This window comes from Methylocapsa sp. D3K7, from assembly GCF_029855125.1.
In the GTDB taxonomy this organism is placed as follows: domain Bacteria; phylum Pseudomonadota; class Alphaproteobacteria; order Rhizobiales; family Beijerinckiaceae; genus Methylocapsa.
Genome location: NZ_CP123229.1, coordinates 3,282,459 through 3,301,959, shown reverse-complemented (window position 1 = coordinate 3,301,959; position 19,501 = coordinate 3,282,459). Strand labels below are relative to the sequence as shown.

Annotated in this window: 22 protein-coding genes and 1 tRNA gene; 10 read left to right on the top strand and 13 right to left on the bottom strand. The window is 58.9% G+C overall.

Annotated features, from left to right (window positions below; translation table 11 throughout):
* The first annotated feature begins 82 nt into the window (after positions 1-82).
* From ptsN to QEV83_RS15600, 3 genes are all read left to right on the top strand, one after another.
* The gene (gene ptsN / locus QEV83_RS15610; RefSeq protein WP_280128604.1) at positions 83-547 is read left to right on the top strand and encodes a PTS IIA-like nitrogen regulatory protein PtsN; all 465 of its coding nucleotides are present in this window, start codon (positions 83-85) and stop codon (positions 545-547) included.
* A 199-nt stretch (positions 548-746) separates the two neighbouring features.
* Positions 747-1,700, top strand: a complete 954-nt coding sequence (locus QEV83_RS15605) for an acetyl-CoA carboxylase carboxyltransferase subunit alpha (protein WP_280128603.1) — start codon at positions 747-749, stop codon at positions 1,698-1,700.
* 195 nt (positions 1,701-1,895) lie between these two features.
* Positions 1,896-3,362: a L,D-transpeptidase family protein gene (locus QEV83_RS15600; RefSeq protein WP_280128602.1), complete on the top strand. Its 1,467-nt coding sequence runs from the start codon at positions 1,896-1,898 to the stop codon at positions 3,360-3,362.
* Positions 3,363-3,774: 412 nt separating this feature from the next.
* Here the strand turns inward: QEV83_RS15600 and QEV83_RS15595 are convergent.
* Positions 3,775-3,859, bottom strand: a tRNA-Tyr gene (locus QEV83_RS15595).
* A 310-nt stretch (positions 3,860-4,169) separates the two neighbouring features.
* On the opposite strand from QEV83_RS15595, the gene rlmB reads away from it, so the two are divergent.
* Positions 4,170-4,925: a 23S rRNA (guanosine(2251)-2'-O)-methyltransferase RlmB gene (rlmB, locus tag QEV83_RS15590; protein ID WP_280131102.1), complete on the top strand. Its 756-nt coding sequence runs from the start codon at positions 4,170-4,172 to the stop codon at positions 4,923-4,925.
* On the opposite strand, the gene yidD is transcribed toward rlmB, so the two are convergent.
* A complete protein-coding gene (gene yidD / locus QEV83_RS15585; protein WP_280131101.1) occupies positions 4,922-5,215 on the bottom strand; it encodes a membrane protein insertion efficiency factor YidD in 294 nt (97 codons plus the stop codon). The two genes, rlmB and yidD, sit on opposite strands and share 4 nt — an antisense overlap.
* A 126-nt stretch (positions 5,216-5,341) precedes the next feature.
* Here yidD and QEV83_RS15580 point away from each other — a divergent pair, with 126 nt between their 5' ends.
* The gene (locus tag QEV83_RS15580) at positions 5,342-6,190 is read left to right on the top strand and encodes a MipA/OmpV family protein (RefSeq protein WP_280128601.1); all 849 of its coding nucleotides are present in this window, start codon (positions 5,342-5,344) and stop codon (positions 6,188-6,190) included.
* Positions 6,191-6,266: 76 nt separating this feature from the next.
* On the opposite strand, the gene QEV83_RS15575 is transcribed toward QEV83_RS15580, so the two are convergent.
* On the bottom strand, positions 6,267-6,719 hold the full coding sequence (locus QEV83_RS15575; RefSeq protein WP_280128600.1) for an iron-sulfur cluster assembly scaffold protein: 453 nt from the start codon (positions 6,717-6,719) through the stop codon (positions 6,267-6,269).
* Between the two features lie 176 nt (positions 6,720-6,895).
* Between QEV83_RS15575 and folE the strand changes: the two genes are divergently transcribed.
* The 3 genes from folE (at position 6,896) to QEV83_RS15560 (ending at position 9,260) form a co-directional block, all read left to right on the top strand.
* Positions 6,896-7,534 (top strand): GTP cyclohydrolase I FolE, encoded by a 639-nt coding sequence (gene folE / locus QEV83_RS15570; RefSeq protein ID WP_280128599.1) that lies wholly within the window; start codon positions 6,896-6,898, stop codon positions 7,532-7,534.
* Positions 7,535-7,564: 30 nt separating this feature from the next.
* Entirely contained in the window at positions 7,565-7,939 is a 375-nt protein-coding gene (gene hisI / locus QEV83_RS15565; RefSeq protein WP_280128598.1) for a phosphoribosyl-AMP cyclohydrolase, read from the top strand.
* Between the two features lie 196 nt (positions 7,940-8,135).
* On the top strand, positions 8,136-9,260 hold the full coding sequence (locus tag QEV83_RS15560) for a patatin-like phospholipase family protein (RefSeq protein WP_280128597.1): 1,125 nt from the start codon (positions 8,136-8,138) through the stop codon (positions 9,258-9,260).
* Between the two features lie 18 nt (positions 9,261-9,278).
* Here QEV83_RS15560 and QEV83_RS15555 read toward each other — a convergent pair whose 3' ends face one another.
* On the bottom strand, positions 9,279-9,710 hold the full coding sequence (locus QEV83_RS15555) for a CBS domain-containing protein (protein ID WP_280131100.1): 432 nt from the start codon (positions 9,708-9,710) through the stop codon (positions 9,279-9,281).
* Positions 9,711-9,876: 166 nt separating this feature from the next.
* Positions 9,877-10,497, bottom strand: a complete 621-nt coding sequence (locus QEV83_RS15550; protein WP_280128596.1) for a YqgE/AlgH family protein — start codon at positions 10,495-10,497, stop codon at positions 9,877-9,879.
* Between the two features lie 268 nt (positions 10,498-10,765).
* Here QEV83_RS15550 and QEV83_RS15545 point away from each other — a divergent pair, with 268 nt between their 5' ends.
* Positions 10,766-11,500 carry a protein-disulfide reductase DsbD domain-containing protein gene (locus QEV83_RS15545; protein WP_280128595.1) on the top strand — a complete coding sequence of 245 codons (735 nt, stop codon included), beginning with the start codon at positions 10,766-10,768 and terminating at the stop codon, positions 11,498-11,500.
* Between the two features lie 102 nt (positions 11,501-11,602).
* Positions 11,603-12,088: a peroxiredoxin gene (locus QEV83_RS15540; protein WP_280128594.1), complete on the top strand. Its 486-nt coding sequence runs from the start codon at positions 11,603-11,605 to the stop codon at positions 12,086-12,088.
* A gap of 15 nt (positions 12,089-12,103) precedes the next feature.
* Here QEV83_RS15540 and QEV83_RS15535 read toward each other — a convergent pair whose 3' ends face one another.
* The 8 genes from QEV83_RS15535 to QEV83_RS15500 all read right to left on the bottom strand — a co-directional run bounded on the left by QEV83_RS15535 (position 12,104) and on the right by QEV83_RS15500 (position 18,994).
* A complete protein-coding gene (locus QEV83_RS15535; RefSeq protein ID WP_280128593.1) occupies positions 12,104-12,397 on the bottom strand; it encodes a hypothetical protein in 294 nt (97 codons plus the stop codon).
* A gap of 50 nt (positions 12,398-12,447) precedes the next feature.
* On the bottom strand, positions 12,448-12,885 hold the full coding sequence (gene rnhA / locus QEV83_RS15530) for a ribonuclease HI (protein ID WP_280128592.1): 438 nt from the start codon (positions 12,883-12,885) through the stop codon (positions 12,448-12,450).
* Complete coding sequence (locus tag QEV83_RS15525) at positions 12,882-13,847, bottom strand: homoserine kinase (protein WP_280128591.1); 966 nt, start codon at positions 13,845-13,847, stop codon at positions 12,882-12,884. Before QEV83_RS15525 ends, rnhA begins: the two co-directional genes overlap by 4 nt.
* A gap of 106 nt (positions 13,848-13,953) precedes the next feature.
* Positions 13,954-14,685 carry a DUF502 domain-containing protein gene (locus QEV83_RS15520; RefSeq protein ID WP_280128590.1) on the bottom strand — a complete coding sequence of 244 codons (732 nt, stop codon included), beginning with the start codon at positions 14,683-14,685 and terminating at the stop codon, positions 13,954-13,956.
* A gap of 410 nt (positions 14,686-15,095) precedes the next feature.
* Positions 15,096-15,653 carry a hypothetical protein gene (locus QEV83_RS15515; RefSeq protein ID WP_280128589.1) on the bottom strand — a complete coding sequence of 186 codons (558 nt, stop codon included), beginning with the start codon at positions 15,651-15,653 and terminating at the stop codon, positions 15,096-15,098.
* 167 nt (positions 15,654-15,820) lie between these two features.
* Entirely contained in the window at positions 15,821-16,264 is a 444-nt protein-coding gene (locus QEV83_RS15510; protein WP_280128588.1) for a cupin domain-containing protein, read from the bottom strand.
* Between the two features lie 7 nt (positions 16,265-16,271).
* Positions 16,272-17,375 (bottom strand): RuBisCO large subunit C-terminal-like domain-containing protein, encoded by a 1,104-nt coding sequence (locus tag QEV83_RS15505; RefSeq protein ID WP_280128587.1) that lies wholly within the window; start codon positions 17,373-17,375, stop codon positions 16,272-16,274.
* Between the two features lie 23 nt (positions 17,376-17,398).
* Positions 17,399-18,994: a leucyl aminopeptidase gene (locus QEV83_RS15500; RefSeq protein WP_280128586.1), complete on the bottom strand. Its 1,596-nt coding sequence runs from the start codon at positions 18,992-18,994 to the stop codon at positions 17,399-17,401.
* Between the last annotated feature and the right edge of the window lie 507 nt (positions 18,995-19,501).

The following is a 19,501-nucleotide window of genomic DNA, read 5'->3' as shown; positions in this document are numbered from 1 at the left end:
AGGCGAGCCGCCACCGGGCTGTCCCCGCCGTCTCTTCGCAATTTTGTCCCTCTAGCGGACCAATACCGGATTACTTCAAACCATGCTGCTGACCGATTTGATCACCCCCGAGGCGGTTGTCCCCTCGCTCAAGGTGAATACCAAGAAACATGCTCTTCAAGAGTTGAGCGATCGGGCCGCCCTGATTTCCGGACTGGATGCGCGGGAAATCTTTGACGCCTTGCTTCAGCGTGAACGTCTTGGATCGACGGGCATTGGCGAGGGGATTGCCATTCCGCACGGCAAGCTCGCCAAGGCAAACTCGATCTTTGGGATTTTTGCACGGCTCGCCCGGCCGATCGATTTCCATTCCCTCGACGGCGCGCCGGTCGATCTCATTTGCCTTTTGATTGCACCGGAAAAGGCTGGCGCCGACCATTTGAAGGCGCTCGCGCGGCTGGCGCGTATGCTCCGCGATCCAAAGATCACGTCAAAACTTCGTGCCGCGCGCGACGTCAGCGCGCTATACGCGGTGTTGATTGGCGAGACGGCCTCGCACGCGGCTTGACACTCATTTGCCGCGCTGACGGTGCCGCGCACACTCCTGCTTGACTTCGCGGTTCAAAATGGCCAGTTTCCGCGCTCCCTAGCCCCGCAATGGCCGAAGAGCGGAACTCCCCGGGCGTTGGCTCAACGCGCGAATTTTCCAAAATTGGCGTCGCGACACAACGATCGAGGCGACGACCTCGCAAACATGCCCGGCAGCAATGCGCACCTATCTCGATTTTGAAAAACCCGTCGCCGAACTTGAAGCCAAGGTATTGGAATTGCGCGTGCTCGCCGCGAAGGGCGATGCCGTTGCCATTGGCGAGGAACTGTCGCGGCTCGAAGGCAAGGCCGAGAAAGCCCTCGCCGACCTTTATGCCAATCTTACGCCATGGCAGAAGACACAAGTCGCGCGCCACCCGCAACGGCCGCATTTCAGCGATTACGTCAAGGCGCTCGTGCAGGATTTCACGCCGCTGTCGGGTGATCGCCAATTTGGCGAGGACTCAGCGATCGTTGGCGGTTTTGGCTGGTTTCGCGGCCGTTCGATCTGCATCATAGGCCAGGAAAAGGGCTCCGACACCGAGGCCCGAATCAAGCATAATTTCGGCATGGCGCGGCCGGAAGGATATCGCAAGGCCGTGCGCCTCATGCATCTTGCCGACCGTTTTGGTTTGCCGGTCGTTTCCCTGGTCGACACGGCGGGGGCGTTTCCCGGCGTGGACGCCGAGGAACGCGGCCAGGCCGAGGCGATCGCCCGGGCGACCGACGCTTCGCTCGCACTGGGAGTGCCGAGCATCGCCCTGATTCTCGGCGAAGGCGGCTCCGGCGGCGCCATCGCAATCGCGAGCTGCAATCGCGTCTTGATGCTCGAGCATGCGATCTACACGGTCGCGTCGCCGGAAGCCTCCGCGTCCATTCTCTGGCGGGATTCCTCGCGCGCCGAGGATGCCGCTGTGAATATGAAAATCACTGCACAAGATCTGCACAGATTCGGAATCATCGACGGGATCATCGGGGAACCGATGGGCGGTGCCCATCGCGATCCGAACGCGGCGATCACGGCCGCCGGCGATGCCATCGCCATGGCGTTGGAGGAGTATTGGGGTATGTCACCCACCGAACTCCGTGCCGTGCGAACGACGAAATTCTTAAATATCGGCCGCAAAATATAAGCCGCCGGTGCATCCAAGACACACCCCGCTGGAAATCCGCGCGTACCTTGTGTTCGCCGGTTTTAAATCCTTATTTTGCCATTAACCGAGCTTTAGAATGTCGTCGATTGGATGAAGGTTCCGGTAACCTTCCCACAAGGATACCGGCATTAAGCTGGCATTCCTAGACGATTAGCTCGGCAGGCGAGAATATCCATGCGGCATAACCCCTTCATGAAACGGCTCCCGGCCTTCGCTGTGATTGCCCTCTCGGGCGGTTTTCTGGCAGGCTGCGAAGAGTCCAGTCTCTCTCCCGTGACCTCACGATCCCTCACGCCGGTTTCACCGAAGACCGTCGCCGAGATGGAGGCGATCGGAAGTTCAAAGAGTGCCCCGATCCTCATTCGCACCTATAAAAAGGAAGCGGAGTTCGAGATCTGGAAGATGAAGGCGGATGGGCATTATGCCTATTTGAAATCCTATCCGATGTGCCGCTGGTCCGGGCAGCTCGGCCCCAAGGTGCGGGAAGGCGACCGCCAGGTTCCGGAAGGCTTCTATTCGATCACGCCAGCCCATATGAACCCGAATTCCGCCTATTATCTCTCCTTCGACGTCGGCTATCCCAATGCCTATGATCGCGCGCTTGGACACTCCGGCGGCTCGATCATGGTGCATGGCATCTGTTCGTCGGCCGGCTGTTTTTCGATGACCGATGGTCAAATCGCCGAGATCTATGCGATCGCAAGGGAATCCTTCGCCAGCGGTCAGCGCGCCATCCAGATGCAATCCTATCCGTTTCATATGACCGCGGAAAACCTCGCCAAATACCGGCTCGATCAGAATATCGGTTTTTGGAAACAGTTGAAGGAAGGTTCCGATAATTTCGAAGTGACCAAGCAGGACGTCGCGGTCGGCGTCTGCAACAAACATTATGTCTTCAATGCCGTCCCCGCCGATGGCTCGCATTTCGAGGCGACCAGCGCCTGCCCGCCCTTGAAGCACAATGACGAGACCCAAGCCGAAGTGACGGCCAAGCAAAAACGCGACGACGAAAAAGTGGCCGAACTCGTCACCAGCGGCGTACGTCCCATCCATACGGTTTATGTCGATGGCGGGCAGCATCCCGATTTCGCTTCGCTGTTGAGCTACGCAAGCCGTCCCGAGGCACTTGCCAAAGGTCCGGTGGATGTTGCGCTCAATGAGGGCAAAGGGAAAAAGGGCCGGATGACGGTGGCGAGCAAGCAGGCGGCGGTCAAACCTGGCGCGGCCAAGGCGCTCGCCAATGCCGCCCCAAGCGCGGATGTAAAGCCGAGCGAACCGGTCACGCTGGCGGCAGCCACCCCTCCCGAGCCCGCCAAATCCTCGTGGCTTGACCGCATCTGGGGCGGGAAACCCTCGGATACGAAAGCTGACGCTCAGGCTCCCGCCGAAAAGCCGAGTTCCACCGCAGAAACAGCGGTTCCGGCAGCGTCCCCGGCTCGCGTGCCGCCGAAGCGCGGTGACGCCTCGCCGTCTGCGAGCAGTAAGCCGCGCGACACCACCAGCAACGGCAAGCCGCAGAACTCCGTCGCGGCCCCGTCACCAGCAAAACCGCAAGCAGCCCTGACGCCTGCCGAACGCGCGGCCAAGGCGATTGCGGATCTGAGGGCCGGATTTTCGACCGTCGCTCAAGCTGATCATTAGATCGTTACAAGCGGTGGCCTGGTGCCATTCGACAGGCTAGCTGTTGGCTTGTGACTGAGTGCATGTTCAGAAAAAGTTGATCAACTTTTTCTGAACATGCACCAGCTCTTTGATTTTGAGCGATTTCTTTCCGATCAGGTGATTCCACCTGATCGGAAAGCGCTCTAGTTTCGACTGCATCACGTCGAATTTATACTTGCGTCTTTCTTGTGAGATACGGCGGATAGCTGCATGACCCGTCTATGGCAGGGGATGTAAGCTACGCGCCGTCCTTCCCCAGGGCGTTTCGAGCCCGCGCGGCCCGGCGTCGCCGCTCACGATTTTTAACTAGCGGAAGCTGCGCTTCAACAGGCAAAATGCTTGATTCGCTCAGGCATCCAAGAGCGTTAAATTTGAAAATATAACGGGAAACTGGTGGGGGAGGTAGGACTCGAACCTACGAAGGCATAGCCAGCGGATTTACAGTCCGCCCCCTTTGCCACTCGGGACACTCCCCCAGCACCCAATTGCACGGGCGCACGCGCTTATGCGAACCGGGCTTGCCGCTGTCAACCCAAAATCCGGCGCGGAATTTGCCGCGGCCTTGCCCATCCGCATTGCCCGGCCAGGCGTATTGTGACAGGAACAAGGGTCTTAACCTCTTTTGGACCTGCCAAGGTGACGCGCCACAAATCAAATCGCCCCGGCGCCCGGTCCCCCGCCTCCGCCAAACATAAAAACGCGCCAAATTCACCGTTGCGCCCAAACGCGTCCGCCGAAAGCCGTCGAGAGGAGCCTCGCGCGGCCCAGACCATCGCAGCCAAGAAAATCTACGCACCGCTTCACGCGCCAAAGTTCCGCCAGGCGGGAAGCGGCACGGTTGTCCTTTACGGCTTTCACGCGGTTCGCGAAGCATTGCGTGTCCAGCGGCGAAAAATCCTCGATGTTTATGCCACGGAAGCCGCCGCGCATCGGCTCGAAGACGAAATCGCCCGCGCGGGCCCTTCTCTCCATCTCGTGACGGCCGAGGATCTCGCCCGGCGGCTTGGCGCGGGTGCCGTGCATCAAGGCGTCATGCTTGAGGCGCAGCCGCTGGAGCCTCTCGATCTCTCCAGCATCGTTTCGCAAAGCGGTGTTGTGCTGGTGCTCGATCAGATCACCGACCCACACAATGCCGGTGCGATCCTGCGCACGGCGGCGGCGTTTGGCGTGGATGCCTTGGTGATGACGGAACGTCACGCCCCCGAGCTCACTGGCGTGGTCGCGAAAGCCGCGTCCGGCGGTCTTGAGCATGTAGCAATCGTCAGAGTGGTCAATCTTGCGCGGGCGCTCGAACAATTGGGCGACATGGGTTATTTGCGCCTCGGACTCGATTCAGACGCCCAAACAAGCCTGGCAGAGGTTCCATTGCGGCGGCCTGTCGCGCTGGTGCTCGGCGGCGAAGGCAAGGGTCTGCGCCGACTTAGCCGGGAGAATTGCGATGTCTTGGTTCGGCTTGAGATGCCCGGCGCCATCAAGAGCCTGAATGTTTCAAATGCCTGCGCTGTGGCGCTGACACTGGTGCACGTGGGCCTCGCGGGTTAGCTAACGCTGCCGCCTTCATCGTGCCTTGGCGGGACAAAACTCCAGGGCCGCCACCAGCGCGCATCGCGCGGCAAAGTCTCGGGCACCGGGTCGAAGCCGGACGTCCCCCAAGGATGACAGCGGAGAACGCGCGCAACGCCCATGACCGCGCCCGCCCAAAGTCCATGCCGCGCGATGGCCTCATCCATATAAGCCGAACAGGTCGGCAAATGCCGGCAATGATTTCCGGCAATCGATGACAGTGTCAGCTGATAAGCGCGGATGACAAGATGCGCTCCGTAGCGGATCATCCGGGACCAAACTTGCATGTGTCTTGACGCCGCGCGGATCATTATTCCGGAACCTGTGGCAGATATGCACTGGCGAGACAAGTTGCGACAGATCATACTGTTCAGGATTTCGATTGGCTCAAAAAAATGGGTAGTACCTTGTCCTTTGCACAGCGCTTCTCCTTCGCGAGCTTGATCGCGATCACGGCATCGGCCGCCAATGCGGCGGACCTCACACCTCCACCCCCTGCCCCAGTCGAGGGCTGGACGATCACCTTAGGCGTCGGACCCGAGGTTTTCACATCCTTTCCCGGCGCCAATAGCGTTTCTATTTGGCCGACGGGCTACATCTCCTACCGGCGTCCGGGCGAGCCCGAACCCTTTGTGTCCCCCGACGATGGATTTGGCATCGCGCTCTTGGACCTCCCCTGGATCAAGGCCGGCCCGGTCGCGCGCTTTATTTCGGAGCGCACCCTGAGCGGCGGCGTTGGCACACTTGGCAACAACAACAACTTCTTCGGCCTGCACAACATCGGCTTCACCGCTGAACTTGGCGGCTTTGTGGAATTGTGGCCGGCCGAATGGCTTCGCGCCCGCGTTGAGGCTCGTCAAGGCATCAGCGGCGCCCAGGGTTTCGACTCCAATGTCGAGATCGATCTTGTCGCACGCTACGGCGCCTTTACATTTGCCGCTGGTCCGCGCTTCCAGCTCGGCGACAATCAGTTCGTGAGCCAATATTTCTCGGTGACACCGATTGAAGCGTTCTTGAACGGCAACCTCTTTCCGTATCAAGCCCACGGCGGATTGGCCTCGGTCGGCGGCTTTGGCTCCATCAAATATCAGTTCGACCAGGCATGGAGCGCTACGGTGTTTGGCGGCGTCAATCGTTACGTCAGCAGCGCCGGCGGAAGCCCCATTCCCAACCGGCTTGGCTCGTTGGACAGTATGACCGCCGGTGCCCTCGTCGCCTACACCTTCAACATGAATTGGTTTTGAGCGCTGGCTTTTTCGCGGCTTCAGCACCGATCCCTTCCGAGACCATGAGCGACGAGATCGCTCATGGTTTTTTGTTTTAAAGTTGATCTGCAGCGGCGCCAGCGGTGGCTTCGATCTGTTCCACGCAAGCAACCGTCGCGTCGAAGGTGAGCAGCATTGAGGCATGGCGGGCCTTGTAATCGCGTACCGGCTCCAGCACCGCGATATCGGCCCATTTGCCGCCCGGCGGCGGCCCATTTTCCTTGAGCATCGCGCGGACTTGATCGCGCAGCCCGCGCAGTTCCGGTGCACTCGATCCGATGACATGCCGGGCCATGATGGACGCCGCCGCCTGACCGAGCGCGCAGGCCTTTACGTCGTGGGCGAAATCGACGACTTGACCATTTGCCATGACGAGATCGACGATGACCGTCGAACCGCACAGTTTTGAATGGGCTTTCGCGGTGGCTTCCGGCGCCGCGAGCCTCCCCTGGCGGGGAATATTGGCCGCCAGATCAAGAATACGATGATTGTAGAGGTCGGGAAGCATGGTTTCGCCCGGCAAAATAGATCAGATGACGCCGCCGTCCGCATCCTATATAGGAAGTGAGGGTTTGGCGAACGAGATCTGGCAAATTTCCAGGCAAAACTCCCCGGACAACCGTCCGTCCGGTGCTCTCCCGAGGGCAAAGCCTGGGACGCTCATGATAACTTTGGAGGCGCCACATGGATGCCGTGGTTAAGTCCTTGCCTGAACGCCAGCAACCCCAAACCAGCACGATCCTGCCCGTCCTTCCAACCCGCGAAGAAGCAGAAGCGGCGGTGCGGGTGCTTTTGCGCTGGGCTGGCGACGATCCCGCACGCGAGGGGTTGCGTGATACGCCAAAACGCGTCGCCAAGGCCTTCGAGGAATTCTTTTCCGGATATAAGCAAGACGCAACGGAGGTGCTTTCCCGCGTCTTCGAGGAAGTTCATGGCTACGACGATGTCATTCTCGTCCGCGATATCCCGTTTTCGTCGCACTGCGAGCACCACATGGTGCCCTTCTTCGGTACGGCGCATATCGGCTACTACCCTTCCGACTCAGGCGTCGTTGGTCTTTCCAAACTTGCAAGACTTGTCGATGTCTTTGCGAAGCGGCTGCAAACACAAGAGGCCTTGACCGCGCAGATTGTTGACGCGATCGATCGCCATCTGCGCCCGCGCGGCTGTGCCGTGATGCTTGAAGCGCAGCATCTGTGCATGTCCATGCGCGGTGTCCGCAAGACCGGCGCCGAAACCATCACCACGCAATTTACCGGCGTCTTTCGCGACGATCCCGCCGAGCAAGTGCGTTTTTTAACCATGCTGCGTCACGGCAAATGAAGCGGCGTCCCGGCCTCGATCCACACCATTATGAATGAATTGGAAGAGGGAACGGCGTTTACGCCGCACTTCGATGGCGATGGGCTCATCGTCTGCGTAACGAAGGATGCGCGCGACGGGGAAATCCTCATGCTCGCCTATATGAATGCGGAAGCCCTGCGGCTGACGCTTGAAACCGGCATCGCGCATTATTGGTCACGATCCCGAAAGACGCTTTGGCGGAAGGGTGATACCTCCGGCCAGGTCCAAAAAGTCATCGAAATCAGGACCGATTGCGACCAGGACACCTTGCTGATCACCGTCGAAGCCGGCGGCGATGGGGGGGCTTGCCATACCGGCCGCCGCTCTTGCTTCTATCGTAAGATTGCGCCGGGCGGCGGACCCGCTAAGCTTGTTTTCGATTGAGGCAATTCCGATCTCAAATGGGAACGGAGCAGCCAGGCACGGCATTGAGAAAGGGCGGGCTCGGGATAAAAATGATGTGAAAGAGAAAACCCTGAATAGGACTCGCGCCTTGCTCAATTTCGTATTTTCGTAACTGGATGCGTACCATCTTCAAGAATTTTCAATTAAAAAGCGGAACAATCTGGAAGAAGGTCACATGTTCATGGTCAAGGCCAAGGATCCATTGGCGGGACCGTCAAACCGGGATCGTTCAAGCCATGGCGCTCACGCGAGGACTGGACAATTGAACAAAGTGCCTCCGTTTTACCGCAACATTGCTGGTGCGGATCATCATGAGCCCGTCGAATATCCCGGCGTTCCGGCCACGCGCAGGCCAGTGATTGGTATTGCGCTTGGGGCGGGTGCCGCGCGCGGCTGGTCGCATATTGGCGTCTTGCTGGAACTCAACGCTCACGGAATTTATCCCGATGTCGTCGCGGGCACCTCCATCGGCGGCGTGGTCGGTGGGTCCTATGCCGCCGGAAAGCTCCAGGAAATCGCGCATTTCGCACGCAATCTGACAAAGAAGCGTGTCTTGAGCATGATGGACGTGTCTTTTTCGGGCGTGAGCTTTCTCGGCGGGGACAGACTTCGGCGTGAACTCGAACGGGAATTCGGCGGCCGCCGCTTCGACGAACTCGACAGGAGTTTCGCGACCGTCGCGACGGAATTTGGCACTGGGCACGAAATTTGGTTGACCAAAGGCAATGTCGCGGATGCGATCCGTGCATCCTATGCCCTTCCCGGCATTTTTGAGCCCGTCAAGATCAATGGGCGCTGGCTGTTCGATGGCGCTCTCGTCAACCCCATCCCGGTGACCCTTTGCCGCGCGCTGGGCGCGGAAATTGTCATCGCCGTCAATCTGGTTGGCGACACGACCTTTCGCGGGACCGTCCTTCCCGATCCTTTGTCGATCGAGACAACGCTCGAACGAAGCTTCGGCGGCCCCGCGGCGGAACGAACCTTGGGCGCCCGCATCTTCGGCGGCATGGGCGGCAATCTGCGCCGGCTTTTTGGCAAACGGGAAGACGGCGCGCCGGGGATTGCAAACGCCATGATGGATGCGTTCAATATCGCACAGGGCAGGATATCGCGGTCACGCCTCGCCGGCGATCCCCCCGACGTTCTCATCAACGCCCGGCTCGGCAAATTCGGTCTCTTCGATTTTCACCGCGCCGACGAACTTATCGAGGTCGGCCGCGAGGCCACCCGCCGGGCACTCCCGGAGATCACCAGCGATATTGCCTCGGTTCCACCGCTGACCGTGTTCGCGCCGCGCTGAGTCTTGTCCCGCGCGCGGTTACGCGGTCGCGATATATTCGCGCATCGCCTGATGCTCATGCTCCAACTGCTCAAGCCGGTATTTGACCACGTCGCCGATGGACACGAGGCCAACCAATCTCCCATCGGCTATGACAGGCAAATGGCGGAAGCGGCGTAGGGTCATTTTTTCCATGGCCACATCGACGCATTCGTCTTCATGGGTGGTCACGACCGTTGCGGTCATATGCTTGGAGACGGCATCGTTGAGCGCTGCTGCGCCAGACTCGGCGACCGCATGGAGAATATCGCGTTCCGATATCATGCCCAGGATACGGCCTTGCGAATCGGCAACAACGGCCGCGCCAATATTTTTGGCCGTCAAAAGTGCGGCGACCTCGGCCAAGGTACGGTGCGGCTGGGTTGTAACGACGTCTCTTCCCTTCGCCGCAAGTATGCGAGCAACGGTCATCATTTCCTCCCTGAAGCTTCGCGGTTGGCGGGACATCTCAACCGTGGCTTTGCGTCAAATTGACACATAGAATGCGCCTATTCCGCGCTATGCGCAACAACGCTCTGGAGCAGAAATGCGTTTTCGAGAGAGTTCGCTAGATTGTGAGCTGCGGACACTCACGCCCTCACGCATGCCCGGCGTCAGAGGAAAGATGCCCGATGGCGATCCCCGCATTGCGGAGCGCCCGTTCATATTTCGAACTTAGAGCGGAATCGAAGATAAGTGAGGGATCGGCCGGACAATTGAGCCAACCGTTGTGCTGCATCTCCGACTCGAGCTGACCAGCCGACCAGCCGGCGTAGCCCAAGGCAAGCAGGGCCTGGCCAGGCCCAGATCCATCAGCGATCGCCCGCAAAATATCGATCGTCGCGGTCAGAGACACGCCGCCGCCGATCGGTAAAGTCGAATTGTCGATCGAAAAATCATTGGAATGCAGGACAAAACCACGGCTTGTATCGACGGGTCCGCCATTCAAAACCAGAAATGAACTCGCCTCAGCGGGGAGACGGATCGCTTCATCCGGACCGATCACTTTTAGTTGCACCAGCAACTGCGGAAAATCGACCCTTTCGGCTGGCCGGTTGACGATGATTCCCATCGCACCTTCCTCGGAATGGGCGCAGACATAAATCACGGAACGGGCAAAGCGATCATCCGCCATGCCGGGCATCGCAATCAGCAACTGCCCGTCAAGAAACCCTCTCCCGCCTTGCCGGGAAGCCGTCGGAGCCTTTATCGATGCCATGTCACGCGCCTCAAGGGGTCAAACGAAATTGAAACAATCCAAGTTGCAGCTTTTCCCAATGCAAAATAAATTCCGGGCCTTGTCACACAATGGTTGGCCTCATTCTTTCCATCGGCATCCTCCCTTGCAAATCTCTTTCCAGATTTCAACTCCCATTCGTCACGCAATGGTGCTGTTTGTCTGTGCAAACCTTTCCTTCCTGATATTTTCCTCCAGTGTAGACGGTGCTCCTTACGCGAGCACGTGGGTTTTAGGACAGAAATCCTCGTTGCGGCTGATTGCCGCTGACAGAATTTCGCCGCAGGGTTTTTATCGCGCCGGACTTGAAATTCAGCTTGATCCTGGCGCTCTGACATATTGGCGCATGCCAGGAGGCGCCGGGGTGCCTCCGGTATTTTCCTTCGAAGCCTCGGTGAACGCCGCCAGTTTTGATGTTTTCTATCCAGCGCCGATGCGTATAGACGAAGACGGAACCGAAGCTTTCGGATACCGTGACAAAGTGACGTTTCCAATTCATGTCACGCCCAAGGACGCAAGCCGCCCAGTGGTTTTGACGGTGAATTTGTCCTACGCGGTGTGCCTGCGCCTTTGCCTGCCCTCGAAAGCCGAGGTGAGCATTACTCTCGATCCCAATCAGACGGCGAGAGCTGCCAGCGAGGAGGCATCCGCCATTGCCGCCGCCGAAGCCGCAGTCCCGGTTCGCCTGACGCCGCAACAGCGGGACACCAAAGTTAAGGTCAATCGCGATGTAACGGCGCTGTCCCCCGTCTGGCGGTTATCCCCAACAACACCCGTAGAGGATCTTTTCGCGGAAGGCCCGCCCGGCTGGTATTTCGAAACACGAAAGTTGGACAAGGATGCGTTCTTGATCGAGGCGGTCGAACAGCCGGAAGCGGCCAGCCGCGCCGGCGGCAAAGCGCCGGTTCCAGTCACGCTCACCTTGAAAGGCGCCCGCGAGAGTTACGAATTCGGGATTGACCTCGAGACGCCCCCCTCGAAGTGACGCTGACGGCTGCAAGGTACGATCCTAAGCGAGCACGATCTCAAAAATGTCGCACAAACCGGGAAGGTAACCGGATCAACCTCGAAGGCGGACGGAGCGGCAATGACGGTTCAGACGGGCGATCCTCTCCCCAAGGCAAATTTTACGGTCATGACCGAGGACGGACCGCAAGTGCGGACCACGGATCAAATATTTCAAGGGCGCAAAGTGATTCTCTTCGGTGTGCCCGGCGCTTTCACCCCATTGTGCGACAAAAACCATTTGCCCGGATTTCTCGCCAACATCGAAGAGTTCCAAGCGCGCGGCATCGATGACATTGCCGTAACCAGCGTCAACGACGTTTTCGTTATGGACGCTTGGGCAAAGCACGCCGGAGCCAAAGACAAGATCGTTTTTCTCGCCGACGGCAATGGGGATTTCGCCCGCGCGCTTGGACTTTCGCTCGATCTTACCGCGCGCGGGCTTGGGCAGAGGTCGCAGCGCTATGCGATGATCGTCGACAATGGGATTGTCCGGAAATTCAATCCCGAAACGGCAGCGGGCAAAGTTGAAACGTCGAGCGCCGAAGCCCTGCTGAAGCAGCTTTAGGTGCGTCGTGCGACATCACGGCGGGCTATGGCGCTCCTTCGTGTCGGCATCGCGGCCCCGGACGAGCCATGTCACTGAAGCAAACGCGCCGAGCCACGAACCCAGCGCGGCGAACAGCACATACAGAGCGTTTTCCGTATAGCTGATGACCGCGAACGCGGACAAAAGATACCAGATGGCGCTCCAATTGGCGGCCGAGACACGGCGTCTTCCCGACACGGCGGCATTGAAGAACACATAGGCCGAATCCGTCGCAGCGGTTGAGGCGATGACGCCAATCGCTATGAAGGGGTTGACGGATGAGATCATGTGGCGGGTCCTTATGGTTGCTACGCAAAAGCACGGCGACGATTCCGGTTCTATTTGAACGCCGCCATGCCTTTGCGCGCAAGCGCGTCGGCGCGTTCATTCATGACATCCTCGGCGTGCCCCTTGACCCAGCGCCAATCGATGGTGTGCGGCGCGGCCGCCTCCTCGAGCCTTTGCCATAAATCGATATTTTTGACAGGTTTCTTATCGGCAGTGCGCCAGCCGTTGCGTTTCCAGGAACCGATCCATGTGGTGATGCCGCCCTTGAGATAATTCGAATCCGTGTGGAGATGGACGATCGATGGCCGCTTCAATGCCTCCAGAGCGGCGATCGCAGCGGTCAATTCCATGCGGTTGTTGGTGGTTGCCGATTCGCCGCCAAAAAGCTCCTTTTCGTGGGCGCCGCTGCACAGGATGGCGCCCCAGCCGCCAGGGCCTGGATTGCCGGAACAGGCCCCGTCGGTCCAGATCGAAACCTCGCCGTTCATCGCAGCAAACCAAGCTCGCGGGCGTTGTTGATTTGTTGGTGAAAGCGCAATTTGCCAAAATATTCGAGCGGGTTCTTCGGATGCACCAGGGCATCGGATGGAACATTCAGCCAATCGACGAGGCGGGTCAGGGCAAAACGAAGCGCCGCGCCACGCACCAGGACAGGAAGCGCTTCGATCTCGTCGGCGTCTAACTTGCGCACGCTCTCATAGGCGCCAAAAAACGCCAGCCCCTTGCCGATGTTGAACGAACCATCCGGTTCAAAACACCAAGCATTGACACATATGGCCGCGTCATAAGCGAGTTCATCCGTGCAGGCGAAATAGAAATCTATGAGCCCTGACAATTCATCGCCGACGAACAGCACGTTGTCAGGAAAAAGATCCGCATGGATGACGCCACGCGGCAAATCACGCGGCCATTTTCCGGCAAGAAAAGCCAACTCTTTTTCTATTTCCTCGGCGAGGTCCGGCTGGATTTCACCCGCGCGTGCCCGCGCCTCTTCGAACAGAACCGGCCACGCCTCGATGCCCAAGGCATTGGCGCGCGAGCCCGCAAAACTGGCGCCTGCCTGATGCAGCTTGCCGAGCGCTTCGCCAACGGCGGCGCAACGGCGGACACTCGGGCGGTTGTCCCACATGCCTTCGAGGAAAGTCACGACCGCCGCCGGGCGTCCCGCGAGTCGACCAAGCGCACGGCCATGTCTGTTGCGCACTGGCTGGGGACAGGTCAGCCCATGATCAGCTAAATGCTCCATCAGTCCAAGAAAAAACGGCAGGTCACGTTCGTCGACTCTCTTTTCATAGAGCGTCAAGATGAAATAGCCGGACTCGACGTGCAGAATAAAATTGGAATTCTCAACCCCTTCGGCGATTCCCTTCAAGGCCAGAACCTGGCCAAGATCGTAATCGGCGAGAAAGCCCGCCAGCTCCGCTTCATTGACTTCCGTATAAACAGCCATGCCGCAGTCCGCGCGCTTCAAGGCACCGCGATCGCGGCACGCTCCCCTGTTAACGACCCCGTTTCAAGAGGTCAAACGCGAGATCCTGAAAGGCCGGGATAGGTGATCATGCTTTTATACGGTCGCGCTGTTTGCCGAGTTCCGCAACGACCGTGCTGGCGTCCGGTTGAATGACGCCGCATGAGACAATTAACTTCGCCGCGGCATCCGGGCTTATTTGCAGTTCGATCACATCGCGAGCTGGCAAAAAAAAGTAAAACCCTGTCGTCGGATTTGGAGTGCAGGGCAAAAAAACCGAAACATGCTCCTCATTTGAAAGATACTCCGCGATGCCACCGGCAGGCGCCGCGCAGATGAAAACAAGGGACCATTTGCCAGGACCTGGAAACTCGATCATCCCGACCTTGCGGAACGTAGTGCCAGATTGGGAAAACACGGTTTCGAAGATCTGCTTCACGCTTTTATAGATCGAACGCACAACCGGCATATGGGTCAACATCGATTCACCGAGCCTGATGAGGGTCCGGCCAGCGAGATTGGCCGCGAGAAAGCCCAAGAGAGTGAGCCCGATAAACGCGAAAACCACGCCGAAGCCATGCAACTGAAACGGCAAATATCTATCCGGCCAAAACCCGACGGGGACGAGGAGCTTGACCCAAGTGTCAATGGTATCGACAAACCACCAGACGATGTAGGCGGTCGTTGCGAGGGGACCGGCGACGATGACCCCGGTCAAGAACCAATTGCGAATGCGCCAGCCAAGGCCTGGGCCTCTCGGGTTCGGCGTCAAGCCATCTCCTTCATGGGAAGACAGTGTCTCGAACGGTACTTTCGTCATGGCTTTTCCCGCAGCACCGGAAACGTTTACAGGTTCCGGCGCTTCGCGTCGCAAAAATTTTATTTTTTCAAATTTAAACCACCCTCGAAATTATTTTCACATTTGTGCTTTTCAAGAAACATTCTGCCTATTTGTGCGTGACATTGCCTTTCACGTGAGCTAAGTTCCGGCCGTAAGCCGTTGAAGGCCGAAGCCGTTACTCAACTCGGCGCCGTAGTCCAAGTCTTGGGAGGACGCTTGTTCTTTTGTCTCATCGCCACCGCGTGGTGACGTCTTTGCGTAGAAGGCAAGGCAAGAGAAGAGGTAATGGACAGGACTCTAAGGGGCGGGGATAGATATCTCCGCCCTTTTTTCTGCCCTAGCCGTCAATTCAACCATCTACTCAAGCTTCGTTTGGAAGAAGACAGCCGCTACTCCGGCAATTTTTGAGGGGGCGCAACTACGTCTGGGCTTAGAACATTTTCAGGGCTTGGCGCAACACTTGGCATGGAACCCGGACCAAGATCTGGCACAGGGCTGCTGGGCGCCGCGACTGCCGGAGGCACGGGTGCCGTCGGCGAAATGCCGGCGGGGGCCGTCATGGCCGGCGAGGACAACCCTTGCTTCGCGGGACCTGGATTAGCGCGGGCGGTGCCATCGGGATTATAGAGCGTGCCCGCCTCTTCGCTCATTTCTAGGCACGTCAAAATTTCCACATAGCTTGGCATCGGAGCCGCGCCTTGCGCCACGCAATCGCTCCGGTCTTGCGGTTTGAAATGCGCCCATTTTCGCGTGAGTTCGGCGCGCGCGTCGTTTTCGTCCTTCATGCAGCTTTGATACGCTAAGGTTTTATTGTCGCCGACAAAGGCGCGGGCTTCCTGGCAGGCCGGCGCCACATTGAAAACCGGGACGCCGGTGGATCTCGCCTTGGCGAGGACTGGCAATGGCAGGAAGACGAGACAACCCGTCACGACGATGAGTCTTTTCACGCAACTCTCCTCTTTGAAGACTCAAGGTTTGGTCCGGGACCTAGGATCATGCAAGCCGTATTGGCAGAACATATACCCATAGCAGCATCAGCCCCATTTGTATGACATTTGAATTTATTCAACACTCATAAAATCAGCAGGCTCCAAAATCCGGAAGAGCAAGCCGTTCAGGACTCATCGAAGAACCGCGCCACGGCGGGGTTCGCGCGCAGCACCGCAAGCTCTTCCGTGCTCGGCAACTGCGGCTTGTCGCGTTCGCTATTGACGAGGCACAAAAATCCCAAGGGCTCTTGGCGCCCGGCCCGGAACTGATGCCAAGTCCAGGGCTCTATCGTGACGAGATCATAAGGACTGAGCGCATGAATCTCGGCGCCAACCAAACACTGGCCGCCGCCGCGCAAAATTATGACGCCATGCATGTGGGCATGCCGCTCGAGGGTCGAGAATCCGCCAGGTTCAATCTCGAAATAGCGCAACTCGCCGCTCAGTCTTGGATCCGAAAATAAGGTCTGACGGGAAATCGCCTTGAATGGCACGCCGTCCGCCTCCTTATAGGGGAGACGCCCGACCCCTTCCCACGCGAAATCCGACGCCGCTTTCCGCACAGCCATCGAGCCCTCATTCATAGCGATAGCCTGCAACCACCCGGACGAAGGCAGCGGTTTCGTTGACGAGTGTTTCCGGAGGCGATGACAACAGCGCGCCGCCGATCAAAAGCATTGCGTCGCGACCATAATAGTTGAGCAATTCCGGCACCCGTTGCAAGGTCATTCCTCCGGCCGGCACGGGCAGGCTGGGGCGCAGCCCATCCCATGTGCCGCGCGCGGCGCTTAAGATCTTTCCGCAGCACTCTAAACTATAGCCAAAACGGCCGCCGGGATTGGGAAAGATGATCGCATCGGCGCCAAAAAGGCGAAACAGTTTGGCGAACAGATAAGGGGAAAGGCGCGCGGCTCCGGTCATCGCCGGATGCGCGAGGAAGGCAAAATCCCGATGAGTCTGGCGCAGCGCCTGAAGCGTCGCAACACCGGCGATCATCGGCGCGATCATCACTGTATCGAGGCCTTCCGAGCGGGCGATGCCGAGCTGCCGCTCCATTTGGCCAAAGTGACCGTAGAGATTTGGCACATAGCGCGTGTGTCCACCGGTCGCCACACAGGCCTTGCGAACGGCGGCGGCGCATGCCCGAACCCGCTCCTCGAAGGGACTGAACGCCTGGTTCGCGAGCCCATGATCGTCCTTGATGTAATCAACCCCGCCAAGCGCCAGCTTGTACGCAATTGCCGCCAATTCTCCTGGGGGAATTCCTTGCGGCTTAAGGGCCGAGCACGTGAGCGCCCGTCCCTCCGCTTTCACGCGTGCGAAGAGACCTGGGACGCCATGACGCGGACCGCCGAAAACCGAAACCAAGCTTGCCGGAAAAACCGCGTCATCGAGAATCACGTCCTCGTAGAGCGAACTGTTTCCAAATAGCATGTTGAGAAGCTGACCGGCATCCTCGCCGATCGTCTCGGCGGCAAGATCGATACGCACGCCAAACCATCCATCTCCCTGATCTTCGATCGCCGCGACCTGGCCGACGATATCGGACAAGACGCGCGGATTGTGGACCGCCGCGAGCGGTGCCTCGACGCTCTGCTCGATCGCGACTCCCAGCGCGCGGTCTTCGATCACCGACGCGTCAGCGCGAATGCGATAGAAGGCTTGCAACCGCTCACTCATACCGGCGGCCTCGCGGACAAAACTCAACCCTCGTAATGATCGGCGACAAGACGGTCGAGCAGGCGGACGCCGAATCCCGAGCCCCAACTTTGATTGGTCTCGCTCGCGGGCGACCCCATGCCGGTGCCCGCGATATCGAGATGCGCCCAAGGCGTGCCATTGACAAAGCGCTGGAGGAATTGCGCGGCGGTGACCGAACCCGCGTGACGGCCACCGGTATTTTTCATGTCGGCGAACTTCGAGTCGATCATTTTATCGTAAACCGGGCCAAGCGGCATCCGCCAGAGCTTCTCGCCGGTGACCTTGCCCGCCGCGATGAGCCTCTCGCCAAGCTCGTCATTGTTGGTGAACAGACCCGCGTGCTCCTGGCCGAGCGCGACGAGGATCGCGCCGGTTAGCGTTGCGAGATCGACGATGAATTGCGGTTTGAATTTGTCCTGCACATACCAGAGCACATCGGCGAGAACGAGACGCCCTTCGGCGTCTGTGTTGATGACTTCAATCGTCTGGCCCGACATCGACGTTACGATGTCGCCAGGACGCTGCGCATCCGGACCCGGCATGTTTTCCGTCAGACCGATGGCACCAACCACGTCCACATTGGCTTTACGTTCCGCAAGAGCCTGCATAAGGCCGACGACACAAGCGGCTCCCGCCATATCGCCCTTCATGTCCTCCATTCCGGCGGCCGGCTTGATCGAAATGCCGCCGGTATCGAAGCAGACACCCTTGCCAACGAAGGCGATCGGCTTCGACTTGGCTTTGGCGCCCTTGCCGCCGCGCCAGCGCATGATGACGATGCGGCTCTCGCGCACCGATCCTTGCCCGACGCCAAGAAGCGCGCCCATGCCGAGTTCCCGCATCGCCGCGAGATCGAGAACCGTCACCTCGACGCCATGTTTTTTTAGCGCCAAGGCGCGATCGGCGAACTCTTCGGGGTAAAGGATATTCGCGGGTTCATTGACAAGCGAGCGGGCGGTGAATACGCCGGCCGACACCGCCTCCCCCCGTTTGACCTTATTGCGGACGGCGGCTGGCTTATCGACGGCAATAATGATGTCGGCACGTCCCTTCGCCGCCGCATCCTCGTCCTTGTCCTTTTTCTTGGTCTTGTAGCGATCGAACCGGTAATCGCGCAGCCGCATCCCAAGCGCGAAATCGGCGGCCGCTCCGGCCGGATCTACAGGCGGGCGCGGCGGATCAAAAGCGATGGTGGCACACGCTGCTTTGCCGAGCTTTCCCATCACAAAACCGCCGAGGCTCGCGTAATCGTCCGGCTGTGGCGGCATATCCTTTTTGGTTTTGCCTTCCAAGTCTTCGCCGCCGGTGCCAATCACCAGGAGCCGTTCGGCGGCAAGCCCGGCCGGAGCGATAAGATCAAGCGCGGTCAGCGCCTTTCCCTTGAACTTGACGGCGGCGGCCGCCTTCTTGACCAGTGCTGCACCTTGATCGCCGATGAGGTGCAGGGTCGCGGCGCCGAAAACAAAGTCCTTGCCCATGAAAATGACAAGCGTCCGCGCAGCCGCCGCCTTGCCCCCGGGTCCTGGTGAATCCTGCGGGGGCGTTTGCGGCGGTAATGCCGCAAGAGCGGCAAATTCGATTTTCATCGTCTCGATCATCTGTTCCTCTGCCAGCGCCGGAGGCGCGTTTGATCCGGCGTCTTGTCCGGGTACCGCGCTTCCCCGTCAATAGAAACGTTTATCATGAAATAGATTGTTGAAAATCAATGTGTTGGACTCCCCGTGCGAGCCGCTCGGAAACCCTTTCAGAATGGTGATCGCCCGGCCGCCTTGTGAAAGGCCGGGTGGCTGGGCAAAACCCTGCCGCGTTTTTCCCGGCATTGACGTTCGGGGAGGGTCTTCGCCACGATCCGAGGGACAGCGCCCCACGTCCGCCAAAAAACCGCCACGCCTTATTGTTTGGGTTTTTTTCACGGATGCGGAATTCCAAGCCGCCGGGGCAGCAAGGGTTCGCCGCCCGGTATAGCGAATATACTATTGATTTTATTAGGTTTATAAAGGAGACAAAGGATAGGAAGGCCAACGCTGGGAGCCGCACCGAAGAGAACCGCCGCGAGCCTACCGGCTTGCACTCGATAAGTCTTTTAATCCAACCACGATTTGGCA